The organism is Streptomyces sp. NPDC057271 (assembly GCF_042668715.1).
GTDB lineage: Bacteria > Actinomycetota > Actinomycetes > Streptomycetales > Streptomycetaceae > Streptomyces.
Map to the genome: position 1 here is coordinate 138,111 of NZ_JBHUYJ010000006.1, position 16,451 is coordinate 154,561.

At 71.3% G+C, this 16,451-nt stretch carries 11 protein-coding genes and 1 tRNA gene; 10 read left to right on the forward strand and 2 right to left on the reverse strand.

Features of this window, described 5'->3' with window-relative positions; translation table 11 throughout:
* Positions 1 to 125: 125 nt before the first annotated feature.
* From tmk to ACFUJR_RS05130, 4 genes are all read left to right on the forward strand, one after another.
* The gene (gene tmk / locus ACFUJR_RS05115) at positions 126 to 3,401 is read left to right on the forward strand and encodes a dTMP kinase (protein ID WP_383176877.1); all 3,276 of its coding nucleotides are present in this window, start codon (positions 126 to 128) and stop codon (positions 3,399 to 3,401) included.
* A gap of 223 nt (positions 3,402 to 3,624) precedes the next feature.
* A complete protein-coding gene (locus ACFUJR_RS05120; RefSeq protein WP_383176874.1) occupies positions 3,625 to 4,827 on the forward strand; it encodes a DNA polymerase III subunit delta' in 1,203 nt (400 codons plus the stop codon).
* Between the two features lie 38 nt (positions 4,828 to 4,865).
* Positions 4,866 to 6,419 (forward strand): alpha/beta hydrolase, encoded by a 1,554-nt coding sequence (locus ACFUJR_RS05125; RefSeq protein ID WP_383176872.1) that lies wholly within the window; start codon positions 4,866 to 4,868, stop codon positions 6,417 to 6,419.
* 97 nt (positions 6,420 to 6,516) lie between these two features.
* Positions 6,517 to 6,590, forward strand: a tRNA-Thr gene (locus ACFUJR_RS05130).
* 124 nt (positions 6,591 to 6,714) lie between these two features.
* Here the strand turns inward: ACFUJR_RS05130 and ACFUJR_RS05135 are convergent.
* Together ACFUJR_RS05135 and ACFUJR_RS05140 are read right to left on the reverse strand one after the other, a co-directional pair.
* Entirely contained in the window at positions 6,715 to 8,325 is a 1,611-nt protein-coding gene (locus ACFUJR_RS05135) for a tyrosine-type recombinase/integrase (protein WP_383176869.1), read from the reverse strand.
* Positions 8,322 to 8,999 (reverse strand): helix-turn-helix domain-containing protein, encoded by a 678-nt coding sequence (locus ACFUJR_RS05140; protein ID WP_383176867.1) that lies wholly within the window; start codon positions 8,997 to 8,999, stop codon positions 8,322 to 8,324. The genes ACFUJR_RS05135 and ACFUJR_RS05140 overlap by 4 nt, the downstream gene beginning before the upstream one ends.
* Positions 9,000 to 9,107: 108 nt before the next feature.
* Between ACFUJR_RS05140 and ACFUJR_RS05145 the strand changes: the two genes are divergently transcribed.
* From ACFUJR_RS05145 to ACFUJR_RS05170, 6 genes are all read left to right on the forward strand, one after another.
* Complete coding sequence (locus tag ACFUJR_RS05145) at positions 9,108 to 9,323, forward strand: hypothetical protein (RefSeq protein WP_248843188.1); 216 nt, start codon at positions 9,108 to 9,110, stop codon at positions 9,321 to 9,323.
* Positions 9,324 to 9,552: 229 nt separating this feature from the next.
* Positions 9,553 to 10,830: a DUF3631 domain-containing protein gene (locus ACFUJR_RS05150; protein ID WP_383176864.1), complete on the forward strand. Its 1,278-nt coding sequence runs from the start codon at positions 9,553 to 9,555 to the stop codon at positions 10,828 to 10,830.
* Between the two features lie 401 nt (positions 10,831 to 11,231).
* Positions 11,232 to 12,143, forward strand: a complete 912-nt coding sequence (locus ACFUJR_RS05155) for a DUF2637 domain-containing protein (RefSeq protein ID WP_383176861.1) — start codon at positions 11,232 to 11,234, stop codon at positions 12,141 to 12,143.
* 474 nt (positions 12,144 to 12,617) lie between these two features.
* Positions 12,618 to 13,178 carry a MobC family plasmid mobilization relaxosome protein gene (locus ACFUJR_RS05160; protein WP_383176859.1) on the forward strand — a complete coding sequence of 187 codons (561 nt, stop codon included), beginning with the start codon at positions 12,618 to 12,620 and terminating at the stop codon, positions 13,176 to 13,178.
* Positions 13,175 to 14,884 (forward strand): relaxase/mobilization nuclease domain-containing protein, encoded by a 1,710-nt coding sequence (locus tag ACFUJR_RS05165; RefSeq protein ID WP_383176856.1) that lies wholly within the window; start codon positions 13,175 to 13,177, stop codon positions 14,882 to 14,884. Before ACFUJR_RS05160 ends, ACFUJR_RS05165 begins: the two co-directional genes overlap by 4 nt.
* 132 nt (positions 14,885 to 15,016) lie before the next feature.
* Positions 15,017 to 16,207: a hypothetical protein gene (locus tag ACFUJR_RS05170; protein ID WP_383176853.1), complete on the forward strand. Its 1,191-nt coding sequence runs from the start codon at positions 15,017 to 15,019 to the stop codon at positions 16,205 to 16,207.
* Positions 16,208 to 16,451 lie beyond the last annotated feature (244 nt).

The following is a 16,451-nucleotide window of genomic DNA, read 5'->3' on the forward strand; positions in this document are numbered from 1 at the left end:
TGAACGCCGCCATGGGTAAGGGGCGGGAGCCATGGGCTCCCGCCCCTTACCCATGGCACCGGTCCGCCCGACGTTTGTTCGGGTGGGGGCCACAGGGAGTCAGGGGGTCCGGATAGGGTGGACGGATGACGCGAGCAGAGCAGCCAGACTCCGACGTCGCGCTTGTCGCAGACTCCCGTGAGCGTGCCGTACGGGCGCTTTTGCGCCATCAGCCCTTGCGGAGACTGTGGAGCGCTCAGTTCGTCGGTGGGACGGGTGACGCGCTCGCCGTGCTCGTCCTGGTGCTCCTCGGGCTCCAGGCCGCCGTCTCCGAGGGCGCCTTCGGGGGCGGGGACCGGGGCGCGGCGCTCGCCGTCGCGGCGGTGATCGGCGCCCGGTTGCTGGCCTCGGTGCTGTTCGGCGCCGTCCTGCTCGGGCCGCTCACCACGCTGACCGGCCCCTCGGGCGTGCTCGACCGCCGCTGGACGATGATCGGCGCCGACGGTCTGCGGATCGCGCTGCTCGTGATCGCCCCCCTGTGGATCGACTGGGTGCCGGACAAGGCGCTCGGCTTCCTGCTCGGCACCGTCTTCGTCACCGGAGCCGCCGAGCGGCTGTGGACCGTGGCCCGCGAGGGTGCGGCCCCCGCGCTGCTGCCCGCGCCGCCGCTGGAGGGCGCCGCCGTTCGTCCCCTGCCGGACCACCTCGACGCGCTGCGCCGGCTCTCGCTGCGTACCGGCTTCCTGGCCGTTCCGGCAGCCGCCGCCGTGCTCCTCGTCGCCACGCTGCTCAGCAACCTGCTCGGCACGGGCATCGAGTGGTTCACCCTGCACCAGGCGGCGCTCGGCTCGTACGTCGCCGCCGGCCTCTTCGCCGCCTCCGTCTCCGTCCTCTACTTCGTCGAGCTGCCCGGCGGACAGACGCCGAGGCCGCGCTCGCCGCTGGAGGGCCTGCGCCGTCCCACGGCCGAGAAGGGCCGCACGGGCGCGGTCGGACTGCTCGTCCTCGCCTGCGCCATGGTCGCCGGGGCCGTCGCCGCCGCGGCGGCGGTCTCCGTCCTGCACGCGTACGACCTCGGTGGCGGCCCCGTCACCTTCGCCCTGCTCATCCTCGCGCTGAGCGGCGCCACGGCCGTCGGCATCAGGACGGCCGGCTCCGTGCTCACCGTCCTCTCCCGCCGCCGGCTCCTCGCCCTCGCGATCGCGCTCACCGGCGTCGCGCTGCTCGCGATGGGCCTCGTGCCGGACACGGCGACGGTGCTGCTCCTCGCCGTCCTCACCGGCTACGCGGCCGGCGTCGCCGCCAGCACCGGCCACACCCTCGTCGACCAGGAGACCGAGGAGGCCCGGCGCTCCCGCGTCACCGAGCACCTGCAGGCCGTCGCCCGTGTCGCCATGGCCGTCGGCGCGCTCGGCGCGCCGCTGCTCGCCGCCGCCATCGGGCCACACCGGCTCGCCTCCGGCAGCTTCGTCTTCGCCCACGGCGGCGCCGCGTTCACCCTGATGCTGGTCGGTGCGCTGTTGCTGCCCGTCGCGGCCCTCGTCCTGGCCAAGACCGACGACCGGGCCGGCGTGCCGCTCCGCCGCGACCTGCGCGACGCGCTGCGCGGCGCCGACCCCGTCCAGGCGCCCGCGCCGACCGGTTTCTTCATCGCCCTGGAGGGTGGCGACGGCGCCGGGAAGTCCACCCAGGCCGAGGCGCTCGCCGACTGGATCCGCGCCAAGGGCCACGAGGTCGTCGTCACCCGCGAACCGGGCGCCACCCCGATCGGCAAGCGGCTCCGCTCGATCCTGCTCGACGTGTCCAGCGCCGGGCTCTCCAACCGCGCCGAGGCGCTGCTGTACGCCGCCGACCGGGCCGAGCACGTCGACTCGCTGGTCAAGCCCGCCCTGGAGCGGGGCGCGGTGGTGATCTCCGACCGGTACATCGACTCGTCCGTGGCCTACCAGGGCGCCGGGCGGGATCTGTCGCCGACCGAGATCGCCCGGATCAACCGCTGGGCGACCGGCGGACTGGTCCCGCATCTGACGGTGCTGCTCGACGTCTCGCCGGAGACCGCGCGGGAACGGTTCACCGAGGCGCCGGACCGTCTGGAGTCCGAGCCGCCCGAGTTCCACGCGCGCGTGCGGGCCGGTTTCCTCGCCCTGGCCGCCGGTGACCCCGGCCGCTACCTCGTCGTCGACGCCGGCCAGGAGCCGGAGGCCGTCACCACCGTCGTACGTCACCGGCTCGACCGGATGCTGCCGCTCTCCGAGGCCGAGGTGAAGGCCCAGGAGGAGGCGCGGCGGAAGGCCGAGGAGGAGGCCAGGCGCCGGGCCGAGGAAGAGGCCGCGCGCAAGGCGGAGGAGGAGCGGCTGGAGCGCGAGCGCCAGGAGCAGCTCGCCCGGCTCCGTGCCGAGGAGGAGGAGCGCAAGCGCCAGGAGGAGGAAGAGGCGCGTCGCCGGGAGGCGGAGCGCCAGGCCGAGGAGGCGCGTCGGCGCGCCGAGGAGGCCCGGCTGGCCGCCGAGGAGGAGCGCAAGCGGCGCGAGGCTGAGGAGAAGACCCGCCGCGAGGAGGAGGAACGCCGCCGCGAGCAGGCCGAGGAAGAGGCCCGGCTGCGCGCGGAGGCGGAGGAGCGTCGCCTGGAGAAGCAGCGCAAGGCCGAGGAGGCCCTGCTGCGTGCGGAGGAGGCCCGACGCCTGGCCGAGGCCGCGGCGGCCAAGGCCGCGGAGGAGGCCGCGCGCAAGGCGGCGGCGGAGGCCGCGGAGAAGGCCGCCGCCGAGGCCGCGCGTGCCGAGGAGGCGCGGAAGGCCGCGGAGGTGGCCCGTGCCGAGGAGGCGCGGAAGGCCGCCGAGGCACAGCGTGCGGCGGAGGCCAAGCGCGCCGCCGAGGCCGCCGAGGCGCGGAAGGCGGCCGAGGCCGCTGCCGCCAAGGCCGCGGAGGCGGCCCGCGCGGCGGAGGCGTCGGACAACGAGGTGACCGTCGAGACCCCCGTGGTGCAGCCCGGCGACGTGACGCAGGCGGTGCCCCGCGTCTCGCCGAACGAGATCACCGTCCCGACCCCGATCGTGGACCGGGACGCGGCCCGGCCAGATGCTGGGACGGCCCGGCCCGAGGCGGAGACCTCGGTCCTGCCGCAGGTGCGCGACGCGGACGAGACGGCGGTGCTGCCGCCGGTACGCGCCGCCGACGAGACGGCCGTGCTGCCTCCCGTACGGGCCACGGACCCCGTCGACCGGGTTCCGCCGGGCATCTTCCGCGACGAGCAGCCCGCCGGATCCAACGAGCAGACGCGCGAGCTGCCCCAGGTCGACGACCAGGGCCGTCCGCGCCGCCGCTCCGACTGGGCGGAGGAGACCCCGCTCGACGACCTCCCGACCCTGGCGGACGAGCTGCTCGGCCCGCACGACGACGAGGGCGACGGCCGCCGCCGACGCCGCTGACGTCGGGGCGGGGTCCGGGGGCGGACCGGGGCGGGCGTGCCTGGCCCCGCCTTCGCCGCGCCTGGGCGTGCCTGGCCCCGCCTCCGGCCGGTCCGGGCGTGCCTGGCCCCGCCTCCGGCCGGTCCGGGCGTGCCTGGCCCCGCCTCCGCCGGGTTCCGCGCTTCGTACGGCCGGTGGTGTCAGAGGGGTGCCCCACAATGGAGGGCGTACCTGAGGAGGGCACATGGCCGTATGGGACGACCTGGTCGGGCAGGCGCGGGTCGAGGAGCAGCTGGCCGCCGCGGCGCGGGACGCCGACGCCTTGGTGACCGCCCATGCCGCCGGGAAGCCCGAGCCCGAGGCGTCCAAGATGACCCACGCCTGGCTCTTCACCGGCCCTCCGGGCTCCGGGCGGGCGACCGCGGCGCGGGCCTTCGCCGCCGCCCTGCAGTGCGTGAGCCCGGACCGGGCGCTGGGCGGGGCGCCGGGATGCGGGTTCTGCGACGGCTGTCACACCGCGCTCGTCGGGACGCACGCGGACGTGGAGGTCGTCCGCACGGACCTGCTCTCCATCGGTGTGAAGGAGACCCGCGACCTCGTCCGGCGCGCCCAGCTCTCGCCGGCCAACGGCCGCTGGCAGGTGATCGTCCTGGAGGACGCCGACCGGCTCACCGAGGGCGCGGGCAACGTGCTCCTGAAGGCCGTCGAGGAGCCCGCGCCGCGCACGGTCTGGCTGCTCTGCGCGCCCTCCCTGGAGGACGTGCTGCCCACCATCCGCTCCCGCTGCCGCCACCTGACCCTGCGCACGCCCGCCGTCGACGCGGTCGCCGACGTGCTTGTACGCCGCGACGGCATCGACCCCCAGATCGCGGCCGCCGCCGCCCGCGCCACCCAGGGCCACATCGACCGCGCCCGCCGACTGGCCACCGACGAGCGGGCCAGAGCCCGCCGGGCCGTCGTCCTCAAGCTGCCACAGCGCGTCGGGGACATCGGCGGCTGCCTCAAGGCGGCCCAGGAGCTGGTCGACGCGGCGGGCGAGGACGCCAAGCAGGTCGCCGAGGAGATCGACGTCAAGGAGACCGAGGAGCTGAAGGCCGCGCTCGGTGGAGGCCAGGGCTCCCGGATGCCACGCGGCACGGCCGGTGCGATGAAGGAGCTGGAGGAGCGGCAGAAGCGGCGCAAGACCCGTACGCAGCGCGACAGCCTGGACCTGGCGCTCACCGATCTCACCGGCTTCTACCGCGACGTGCTCACCCTGCAGCTGCGCACACGGACCCCGATCGCCAACGAGGACGTACGGGACGCGGTGGAGCGGATCGCCCGGGACACCGCACCCGAGCGGACCCTGCGCCGGATCGAGGCGGTGCTCGCCTGCCGCGAGGCACTGGACCGGAACGTCGCCCCGCTGCTGGCGGTGGAGGCGATGACCATGGCCCTGCGCGACTGATTGGACACGTTCCGTACTGGTACGGATACCCTCCGGGCATGGACTCCAGGCGTTTGCTTCGTACGTCCGCCACGGCCCTCGCGGCCGCCGGACTGATCCTCTCCGGCTGCACGGGCGGCAGCGGCGCCGCCGCGCCCTCGGGCCCGTCGGCGGCCGCGCCGCCTGCCGCGCCCACCACGCCGGACCCGGCCCTGGCGAGCTTCTACGGGCAGAAGCTCGCCTGGCGCGACTGCGGTGTGCCGAAGTTCCAGTGCGCGACGCTGCGCGCCCCGCTCGACTACGCGAAGCCGACGGCCGGTGAGGTCGAGCTGGCCGTCTCGCGGGTCGCGGCGAGCGGCCCGGGGAAGCGGCTCGGCTCCCTCCTGGTCAACCCCGGCGGACCCGGCGGCTCCGCCGTCGGCTACCTCCAGGCGTACGCCGGCATCGGCTACCCCGCACCGGTCCGGGCGCGGTACGACATGGTCGCGGTCGACCCCCGCGGGGTGGCCCGCAGCGAGCCCGTCGAGTGTCTGACGGGACCCCAGATGGACACGTACACCCAGGTCGACCAGACGCCGGACGAACCGGCCGAGACCACGGCCCTGACCACCTCGTTCCAGGGCTTCGCGACGGGCTGCGAGAAGCTCTCGGGCACGGTCCTGCCCCATGTCTCCACCGTCGAGACGGCACGGGACATGGACATCCTGCGGGCCGTGCTCGGCGACGCGAAGCTGAGCTATGTCGGCGCCTCGTACGGCACATTCCTCGGCGCCACCTACGCCGAACTGTTCCCCGGCCGCGTGGGACGCCTGGTCCTCGACGGGGCGATGGACCCCTCGCTGCCCGCGATCGACCTCAACCGCGACCAGACCGCCGGCTTCGAGACCGCCTTCCGGGCCTTCGCGGCCGACTGCGTCCGGAAGCCGGGCTGCCCGCTCGGCACGACCTCCGTCGACGCGGCCTCGGACGCGCTGAAGGGTTTCTTCCGCGCCCTGGACACCAACCCCGTGCCGACCGGCGAGAGCCGGCGGCTCGGTGAATCCCTGGCGACGACCGGGGTGATCGCGGCGATGTACGACGAGGGGGCATGGCCGCAGCTGCGTGAGGCGCTGACGAGCGCGATGGGCGGCGAGGGCGCGAGCCTGCTCGCCCTGGCCGACAGCTACTACGAGCGCGAGCCGGACGGCACGTACGCGAACCTGATGTACGCCAACGCGGCCGTGAACTGCCTCGACCTCCCGGCGGCCTTCACCGGCCCCGCGGACGTCGAGAAGGCGCTCCCCTCCTTCGAGAAGGCGTCCCCCGTCTTCGGCAAGGGCCTGGCCTGGGCCGCCCTGAACTGCGCCTACTGGCCCGTCCCCCCGACCGGCCGCCCGCACCGCATCACCGCCGACGGCGCCGCCCCGATCGTCGTCGTCGGCACCACCCGAGACCCGGCGACCCCGTACAAGTGGGCCCAGTCCCTCGCGGACCAGCTCGCCTCCGGCACGCTCCTGACGTACGAGGGCGACGGCCACACGGCGTACGGCCGTGGCAGCGACTGCATCGACTCCGCGATCAACACCTACCTCCTGGAGGGCACGGTCCCGGAGGACGGCAAGCGCTGCACGTGAGGGGTGTCGTGGACCACGCGAAGGGTGGTCGGGAGCACCCCGGGAAACTGTGTAGACTTGGCGTCGCTGCTGCACCCACCATGGGAACGCAGGGCATGCCGCCTTAGCTCAGTTGGCCAGAGCAACGCACTCGTAATGCGTAGGTCTCGGGTTCGAATCCCGAAGGCGGCTCTGTAGAACCCCCAGGACTCACTCGCCGTGACCTGGGGGTTTTGCTATTTCCGGGGTCAGGTGGCGCGCGCGTCGTCTGGGGCCCGAGACCCCGTGCGTGAGCGATGCGTGAGCGGAGGGGCCGTCAGCCCTTCTTGGTGACCTTCTCAGCCTTGCCCTTCTTCTTCCCCTTGGCCTTCGCCTTCGCGGCTTGCTTGGCCTTCTTGGCGGCCTTGCGGGCCTGCTCTTCCTGCTCGGCCTTGCGCTGGAGGGGGACCAGCTTGGCTGTGGCCTCGGCGGCGCTCTTGCCGACATGGGGGAGCACGCTCTGGTAGATGTCGCGCGTGATCCGGGTGTCGCTGTGCCCGAGCGTGTCCGACACGATCTTGATGTCGATATCGGCGGCCAGCATGAGCGTGGCCGCGCCGTGCCGGAGGTCGTGCAGCCGGATCGGCGGCAGCCCGGAGGCCGACACGAGCCGCTCGAAGAGATCGGTCACTTTGCCCGGGTGCAGCCAAGAGCCGTCCTCCTGGGTGAAGACGAGCCCTGTGTTCACCCAGGCCGACCCCCACTCCAAACGGTCGGCTTCCTGTTGCTTGCGGTGCCGCTCCAGGACGCCGACGGTGTCGTCATCGAGCGCGACGACGCGGAACCCGCTGTCTGTCTTCGGCTCGGACGCCTCGATCTCCCAGCCGTCCTGGACCAGCTGCCCTGTGACAGTGAGGGAGTGCCGGTCGAGGTTGGTCTCCGACCAGGGCTGACCGCAGGCCTCGCCGCGCCGCAGGCCGCGGAACGCGATCAAATGCCACATCGCGTACAGGCGGTCCTCGGCGACGAAGTCGAGGAAGGCGCCGGTCTGTTCCGGCGTCCAGACCATCACGGGAGAGGGCTTCTCGCCAGTCTGCTCCCACTTGGCGACCCGCTCGTCCGTCCACACCAGCGCCTTCGGCTTGCGCACCGGATCGATCTCGACGTGGGCCGCCGGGTTGAATGTGATGATCTGCTGCCCGATCGCGTCGTTCAGGGACGCTCGGAGCGTGGCCTTCACGTGCTGGCGGGTGGCGGGACCGGTCACGCGGCGGAAGGCCGGCATCGCGTCGAGCGCCACCTTCAGCGCCTTCCGGCGAGCACGGTTCTCGGCCCCCTTCCATGGGATGGTCGCCAACTCATCTACGGCAGCGCGTCGCTGGGCGTTCTGCTCCAGGACCTCGGTGTTGCCGTCGGCGATGGCTGTGAACATCTCGCTCAGGTGGCTGACCCGCAGCCGGTCAAGGCGCCGGTGCCCGATGTGCGGCTTGAGGTGCACGCGGATGTCGGTCTCGTAGCGGCTGATGCCCGATTTCCGGATTCGCTTGCCCGCCAGCCACCGGTCCAGCCACTCGGCGACGGTCAGGCTGCCGACGAGGTCCTGGCCGGCCTTGAGTCGCCGCCGTGTCTCCTCTACGTCCGGCAGGGGCAGCTTCTCGCCACTGACCTCCGCCAGCATCTCGGCGACGAGCTGGATGCCTTCGGGGTCATCGGCCTTGGCGAGCCCGAGGAGAGCGCGCACATGGTCGAGGTCGGCCTGCGCCGCCTTGACGTTGGTGTACCCACCACGGGCGAACGAACGCCTGCTGCCGTCCTCGCGGAATGGCAGCTCCTGACGTATGGAGTACGTGCAGTGGTTCCTGCTGTTGCGCTTGGGGCAGGAAGTGCCGAGTTCCTTGCCGGTCTTGGGGTCGCGGCAGGAGCAGCGGCGGTAGGTGGAGCCCTTCAAATGTCGTCCTCTTCGTCGGTACCGGTATCGGGTGGGTCGATGTCGGCGAGTGCTGATGGCAGGTTTGGCGGGGTGGCGCCTTCGTCGCGGATTTCCCATCGGAGGCTGTAGAGCTCCTGCTTGGCGTCCTCGGCCTGTCTGGCGTAGTGGTCCCTCTTGCGTTCGGCTTCCTCGCGCTGTGCGGGGGTGGTCGCCGTCTTGGCTGCGAACCCGGTCCGTTCTGCCTCGTAGAGGGCGGCCTCGATGATGCGGACCAGGCTGGCGTGCCGGTTGAATTCCGGGATGAGTCCGGCGTCGTTGTCGCCGCTGGACTCTTCAGCGGTGAACTTCCGCATGGCGTCCCACGTCGGGACGAGGTACTGGAAGGGGAGTTCCTGGGTCTCCTCGACGTAGCCGACGGGGAAGATCAGGCAGATCGGGGACGTGTACAGGGCCGCAGCCAAGACCATGACGTCCACCAGGGGCAGGTTGGCCCTGCGACCAGACTCCAGGTTGGCGATGACGTTGCGCGGGATCGGGTGCCCTAGTTCTTCGCATCGGTCTGCCAGTCGTTGGGCGCTCCACCCCATCTCCTTCCGTCGTCGGCGGACCTCGCCGGCGACGTTGTTCTTGATCCGGTCGACCCATTCCGGGAAGTCGTCAGGGTCTTCATCATCCAAACGGCGTTGTGTCATGCAGACACATTAACTTCCTTAGCGTTGTTCTCGAGGCCTGGAGTCGGATGCGGTCGCCGTGTTCGCCGAGGGCTGTGACGAGAGGAGCGCTGCGTGCGCGATGAACCGATGGCCAGCCAGTCGAACGGCATGAGGCGAGAGGAGTTGCTGGCCCTCCCAGTGGCCGTTGACCTGGATACTGGCAACCGGGCCCTGGGTCTCGGGCGGAGCAAGGGTTACGAGTTGGCCAAGCGGGGCGAGTACCCGTGCAAGGTCCTGAGGCTGGGCAAGGCGTACCGCGTGGTGACCGCCGACCTGTTGAATCTGCTGGGTCTGGCCGCTTGAGGCGAGAGAAGGTAGCAGACCCTTCTGCGCTGAGCTGACACAGAAACGCTGGACTGTCCCTGGGGTCGTACGTACTGTTCGTCGTCGCCCCGCGTGGCCAAGTGCCCACGAGAGACGAGCGAGCCCCCGGCAGGCCGACGCCGGACGCACCCGCAACATCCCCATCCGCGACCACACGGTCAACACCGGAGGCCTGCACGGCCGCAGCCACCGGAGAAGGAGCTGCCCCTTGGAAGCTGCGATACCTGACACCGAATCCGCATCCGGTACGGCCACCTGGCCGCCGACCGCGATCCCCGGCCAGCCGGGCGCCCACCTCCAGGATCCACAGGCTGTGGGTGCCGAAGCACCCGAGATCCCTGTGGCGAAGGTCCGGCCCGCCAAGGAGGACGCCCCTCTTACTGAGGGCGGGCAGGTCCTGTGCGACCTGCGCGCGGAGATCAGCCGCTACGTCGTGCTGCCGAGCGATGAGGCCCTCTCGGCGGTGACGCTGTGGGTGGCTGCCACCCACCTGCAGACCGCGTGGCAGCACGCCCCGCGCTTGGCGGTGTTGGGCCCGGCCAGGCGGTGCGGCAAGTCGCGGCTGCTGGACGTCATCACCGAAGTCGTCCACAACCCGCTGATCACGGTGAATGCCTCCGCCGCCGCGATCTTCCGGTCGATCACAGACGTCCCGCCTACGCTGCTCGTGGACGAGGTCGACACGATCTTCGGCTCCGTGAAAGTGGCGGAGAAGAACGAGGAGATGCGCGGCCTCCTCAACGCGGGCCATCAGCGCAACCGTCCCACTCTGCGGGTGTCCGGGCCTAACCACGAAGTGGTCCAGTTCCCCACCTTCGCGATGGCCGCCCTCGCCGGCATCGGGAACCTGCCCGACACGGTCATGGACCGGTCCATCGTCCTACGCATGCGACGTCGCGGGGGCGACGAGAGCGTCGAGGAGTTCCGGGTCCCGCGGGACGTCGCCAAGCTCCACGATCTGCGTGACCGCCTCAAGGCGTGGCTTCTCCCGCGGCACACGGAGGCAATGAATCTGGTGCCGCCCATGCCGGTCCGAGACCGGGCCGCCGACACCTGGCAGCCGCTGATCGCCGTGGCCGACCTCGCCGGTGGCCAGTGGCCCGCCCTCGCCCGCACCGCGTGCGCGCGGATGGTCGCCGCCGAAACCGAGGCTGAGGAGGAGCACCCCGGCGGAGCGCGGATCCTCGCCGACATCCGCCGCGTCTTCGCAGCCCAGCGCGAGGTCGACAGCCTCACCACCGAGGAACTCCTGCACCACCTGTGCCAGGACCCGGAGGGCCCGTGGGCGGAGTGGGGGCGGGGCGGGCTGAAGCCTCGTGACCTCGGCGCGATGCTGCGCGGGTTCGGCATCGCCTCCGGCAACGTCCGGCTCGCCGACGGAACCCAGCGCAAGGGCTACATGCGCCACAAGTTCCTCGACCCCTGGCGGCGCTACTGCCCCACTGTCCACCCCGTCGGCCCCACCGGTCCGCCCAGCGAGAGCTGACACCCGAGCCGCCACGGTTGCCGTCCTTGCCGTCCCTGCCGTGACACCGCAGGTCAACAGGCATGCGGCCGAGACGGCAACCGGGCCCAAGACGGAACCCACCCAGGACGGCACCCGCATCCGTCTTGCCCCGTCCCCAACGTCTTGGCCCGTATCACACCAGGTCACAGGGCTGCCGCCCGAGACGGCAGACAGCAGGTCGCCGTCCTCCGGGCGAGAGCACCCGCACCCGAAATCGGACGGAAGGCCCCGCCCTCGCATGACGCCCAAGACGCCCGCAGGGCCCGCCAAGACGGAAGGCCGGCACGCCTCCGTACCGGCCCTGACCTGCGATTTCAACGGCCAAGACGCCTAAGACGCCTCACGCACCCCCGAAGCCACGTAGGAGCATCCCCACACCCATGGCCACCCTTGCCACACCCACCACCACGAAGTTCGAGCCTAGGTGTGACGGCGCACCGTCCGGAGGCGGGAACGAAGTAACGGCCGCGCAAACCGCTGAGCGGTACACGCTCGCAGCGGCCGGGGCCGTCATCGTGGCCCTTACCGCCGGAGCGTTCTGGCTCTCGTACGCGCACCTCGCCGAGGTCGCCGGACGCCACGGTCTGGCCGCCTCCCCCGTCCGCCAGTGGGCCTGGCCCGCGACCCTGGACGCGTTCATCGTCGCCGGCGAGCTCCTGATGCTCCGCGCAGGATTGCGCCGCGTCACCGACTGGTGGGCGATCGCCCTCACCACCACCGGTTCCTTCGGCTCCATCGCCCTCAACGTCGCGGGTGTCAGCGGCACCCGGGGCACCACCACGGTGCCGCTGCTGGACTACGTGGTCGCGGCTGTACCCCCAGCCGCTGCTCTCCTGGCCTTCGGCGTCCTCATGCGCCAGATTCATGAGCACGTCGCCTCACCCGCCACCCCACGCAGCACGGATGACCGCAATCGCCCAACGGCGGTCCCCGTCCTACTCCCGGAGGCGGAGGGGAGCGCCTTCGACGGTCGACCCGAACCCATGGGGGGCGAGCCAGAGGGACCAGGGGCCACCGCAGCCGAGACTGCCGCGGAGCCGGACGATGACCCCCGCGAGGCTGCCGCACCCGCGGCCCCGTCCCGGAAGGTTGGGCGACCGACAACCGGTGACCTGGACGACTTCCTCGCGATTGTGGAGAGGCTGGAAGGGGAGCCGACGCTGAAGCAGATGCGGGCGGCCATCGAGGGCGAGGGCCACTCGATCAGTAACGAGCGCCTGGGGAAGGTCAAGAGGGAGCTTGCGGACCTCCGCAAGCAGCAAGCCCTGACCGGAACCACGCCCGGATACTGACCGATATTCACCGCAGGTCAACGCCGGTAAGGCCGGACGGGACCGTGGCTGCTGCCTGACGGCCGCGATCCCCGTCGATCACCACGCGATCCCCGTCCCCTCGCCACCGGCCCGGTCCCCAGCACGCGAGCTGTGCTCCACGTTCCCTGCGCCGTGGCAGCCATCCGCCGCATTTCGGGGACCGTCGGCCATCCGGTCAGCTCTGGCTGCCGCGCGCCGGAACTCGTGCCAACACCATGGGCACCCACCCTCCAACCCCGTTTGTCCCGCACTGTCAGCCCACCCTCCCCCGCATCGGAGAAGCACCCTGTGACGTTCGGCCCGAACGACCCCGACTCCACGCCCTCGCGGGTCTCGAAGCAGCCTGGGCGGAAAGCCCGTTGGCGGACCGCATTCGGGATGACGGCCCCTGGCGGAGCCAGTAGTACCCCGAGTCCGACTCAAGGCCGGTCTTCGGGGATCTCCGCCCCGGGGGTGGCGGAGACGGTCCGACGCCAGGGGGCGCCGGACCGGGAGGCCGGGACCGAGGGCGGCCCCGACCCGGACGAGCTCCACGCCGTCCAGCAGCAGATTCTCCGCCCCGCACCCGCCACCGAACCGACGGCCGGTGAGCGAGCGGTGCAGAGCGTGCAGCCGGCGATCCGCCGTTTCACCGGCACCAAGCGGACTGTCCGTGTCGGCCCGCTGCGGTTCACGGGCGACGAGCACGCCGGCCTCCAGGAGGCTGCCGTCGAGCACGGTTACAAGGGGGAATCCGGCTTCGCCGCCGACATCGTCCTCGCCTTCATCGCCGGTCAGTTCACCGCGAATCTGCCGCTGTCCGAGGACCGCCGCCGTACCCACATGTTCCGCGCCCAGGTGCTGCGCGAGCTCAACCGGATCGGCGTCAACGTCAACCAGATCGCCCGCGCGCTGAACAGCGACCTCACCCCACCCGACATCCGCCACCGTTTCGACGAGCTCCACCGCCTGCTGGAGCTGATCGCCGGTGCCCTGCGCGAACCGACCGAACCTGGGAAGGACCTGGCCGCGTGATCGCCGCCATCAAACCGGCCGGGTCCAACACCCGTGGCCTGCTCGCCTACCTCTACGGCCCCGGCCGCCACGACGAGCACACCGACCCGCACATCGTTGCCAGCTTCGCCATGCTCGGCATGCCCGACCCCGGCCGCGACCCGGACGCCGCCCTCACCCGGCTCGCCCGCCACCTCGACGAGCCCGTCCATCTTCGGAACAGCGAGTTCGGAAGGAAGGTCACCGACCACGTCTGGCACTGCCCCGTTCGCACCGCCCCCGAAGACCGCCGCCTCTCCGACACGGAGTGGGCCGACATCGCCCAGCGGATCGTCGAAGCCGCCGGCATCGCCCCGGCCGGGGACGACCTCGGCTGCCGGTGGATCGCCGTACGCCACGCGGACGACCACATCCATATCCTCGCCATTACCGTCCGCGAGGACGGCCGCCGCCCCAGGCTCCATGGCAGCGGCATCCGCGTCGGCGACGCCTGCCGCCAGATCGAGACCGACTACGGCCTGCGGCAGCTGAAGAAGGGCGACCGCACCGCCGGGCGCCGGCCCACCCAGGCCGAGATACACAAAGCCGAACGCCTCGGCTGGGAGCAGACCAGCCGCGACTGGCTCCAGGACCGCATCCGCGCCGCCATCCCCCACGCCAGCAGCGCCGAGGAACTCCTCGCCTACCTCGAAGCCGACGGCATCGCGGTCAAACCCCGCCGCGGACCGTCCGGAGACCTCCTCGGCTACGCCGCCGGTCGCCCCGGCGACCTCAACAAGGACGGCGAACAGATCTTCCACCCCGGCGGAAGGATCGCCCCCGACCTCACCCTCCCCAAACTCAAGGCCCGCCTGGAGACCATCGCTCCGGAGGAACACCCCACCGCCCGCCGCGACCAGCCTGCCACCCCTTGGCACCAGGCCATCGATGCCCTCGACACCCTCCACCAGGGGATGGCCGACGACACCCACGCCCAGGCCCACATCACCGCGCTCGGCGAACTCATCGAAGCCACCGCTCAGCAAGCCCCCGCCCACCTCCACGCCGAACTACGAGCAGCCTCACGGGCATTCGCCCACGCCCAGCGCTCCCAGATCCGTGCAGAGAACCAGGCGGCCACCACCCTGCGCAAGGCGGCCCGGGACCTCGCCCACACTGCTGCCGGCCCCGACGGCAGCGCCCTGGCGACTCTGCTGGCCGCCCTAGTCTGGGCCACGATCGTCGCCGCCCGCTGGCACGAGGCGAAGAACCACGCCCACCAGACCGAAGCCGCCCGCCAGACCCTGCACCACCTCCAGACCGCCGCCGACCGAGCCCTCATGCCCGTCGTCGGCAGCCTCGCCACCCGCCGGCCGAACGATCAGACCCGCCGGACCCTCGCCCACGACGTCCGCGCCGCCGTCCCCGACCACGCCGACCGCATCCTCACCGACCCCGCCTGGCCGGCCCTCGCCACCGTCCTCGCCGATGCCGAAGCAGGCGGCCACAAACCCCACCAGCTCCTCAAGGAGGCCGCCGCCCAGCGTGAACTCACCACCGCCCGCCAACCCGCTCGCGTCCTGATCACCCGCATCCAGCACACCAGCCGCAACCCCGCCCCCAACCCCCGCGCCGAAGCCGCCCGCCGCCGGACGACGCTGTTGAACGGCTCGGGAAGCACCCCCAGCCCCCGTGGGGGCATCTCAGTGGCTCCCGCGGTTAGCCGAGCGACCCGTCCAGCGCGTTAGCTCACCGAGCTAATGGTGAGCAGTGGTCTCTCTCCAGACCACTCGGCTGTCAGTGGCCGTCGATATCGTCGCTTTCGTGTATGTGCTGGTAGGCGACTGGAGGCGTGGAGTGATTGGTGAGGGGGAGCCAGCGTGAACACCGTTAAAGCTCGGGTCTGGCGGTTCGAACCACGGTCAAGCGGGCAAGGAGCTGCGTGGATCATCGCTCGCGGGCAACTGCCGGTTGGACTGGCTCGGCTGGTCCACATCAATGCACTGGCCTGCGACCTGCAAGGCGTCGTCGACCTTCGGACCAAGGAGCTGGAAGCCCGCCTTCTTCTCAGTTACGTCGACGCCCCAGGAGGGAGTCCCCTCCAACTCGATCACCCGTCCCTTATGGCGAGTTCGCGGCACATACGCAGCTTCGTCAGCGAGTGTGCGGGGCTCGGGCTGCTGACCGCAGCGAGTGAAGCCCTGTTCTCGTGGACGGACGGAACCCACGAACTGCACAGCTTTGATGCTCTGCCGCGACCTCTGTCGAAGTCGTATCAGGGCAGTGGCGTGCGCCCTGATCTGCTGTTCCATGTACCGGAGGGGCCAATCGCGGGGGAGGCCCGTGGGCGGTATCGCAAACAGAAGGAGCTGTTGCCCAAGCGCCTTCTCTCAGAACAGCGACGGCGACTCGCTCAGCTCACGGCCTGGTCTGCTGCTCACAGCGACCACTCCTATTTCATGAGCTGGGTCTACGTCGGTCCGGCAGGGGTGGCTGTGGACATCTTCATCCCCGAAGGCAGTGGATCGGGCGACACGCTGATAACCGACTGGGCAGACACGGAGGACGGGGACGGCCAGGAGCAGCCCTTCCACTGGGGCGAACCGGAGGCGGACGCAGAGTCTGGCCCCAACGTTCTCCCGTCGAGTCAGCCGTCTCTGGCGGTGGGAGAGGCGTCCAGCGGCGCCGCAGGCGAGGAGATCACGGAGTACGAACCGCTTGGGCTCATGGTGGCGGAACCCACGCGGCCTCCTCAGGAAATTGCCGAGGACGTGGTGAGCAGGCTCTACGCATCCGCTCCTGAATCAGACCAAGAGGCCACCCTCGCGGGAATCTCCGTGCGTGGTCGTTGGGTACCGGCTGATGCCTTGGGGCCTGCGAAGCACGAAGTCATGGTTGGAGTACTTGCTGAGAGGCCGCCCCGACAGGTGGCGATTCGGGAAAGGATGTCACGGTCGGAAGGGCGGTTTGACGTGTGTCTCGACGGACGGCTCCTCACCGTCGTTCGACCTGCTGCAGCACCTATGCCGGGGTGGCGTCAGTTGGAGCGAGTACTGTTCGACCCCCGCTAGCGAGGTAGGTACTGGCGGAGCGACGGTCCGCTAGGAAGCGGGGAGAACGTCGTGGCCTTTGCTCGGCGGAGCCCCGGTTGTGGTCCTGCCGCGACGTGTCGGCAGGACCTCGACTGTGGCTCGGAGTCGTTCTCAGTGGACGTTAAGTCCGATCTTCCCTGGTTCGTGGTCGCTCGATCGTGGTACTGATGGCTGCGCGGGCCATGTAATGGGCATGTCCATGTTGAGATGCGGGGCATGGAGA

Coding starts and splice junctions, on each gene's coding strand:
- ACFUJR_RS05125 (WP_383176872.1), top strand. CDS start 4,866: ATGGACTCCAGGCGTTTGCTTCGTACGTCCGCCACGGCCCTCGCGGCC.
- ACFUJR_RS05120 (WP_383176874.1), top strand. CDS start 3,625: ATGGCCGTATGGGACGACCTGGTCGGGCAGGCGCGGGTCGAGGAGCAG.
- ACFUJR_RS05140 (WP_383176867.1), bottom strand. CDS start 8,999: ATGACACAACGCCGTTTGGATGATGAAGACCCTGACGACTTCCCGGAA.
- ACFUJR_RS05145 (WP_248843188.1), top strand. CDS start 9,108: ATGGCCAGCCAGTCGAACGGCATGAGGCGAGAGGAGTTGCTGGCCCTC.
- ACFUJR_RS05155 (WP_383176861.1), top strand. CDS start 11,232: ATGGCCACCCTTGCCACACCCACCACCACGAAGTTCGAGCCTAGGTGT.
- tmk (WP_383176877.1), top strand. CDS start 126: ATGACGCGAGCAGAGCAGCCAGACTCCGACGTCGCGCTTGTCGCAGAC.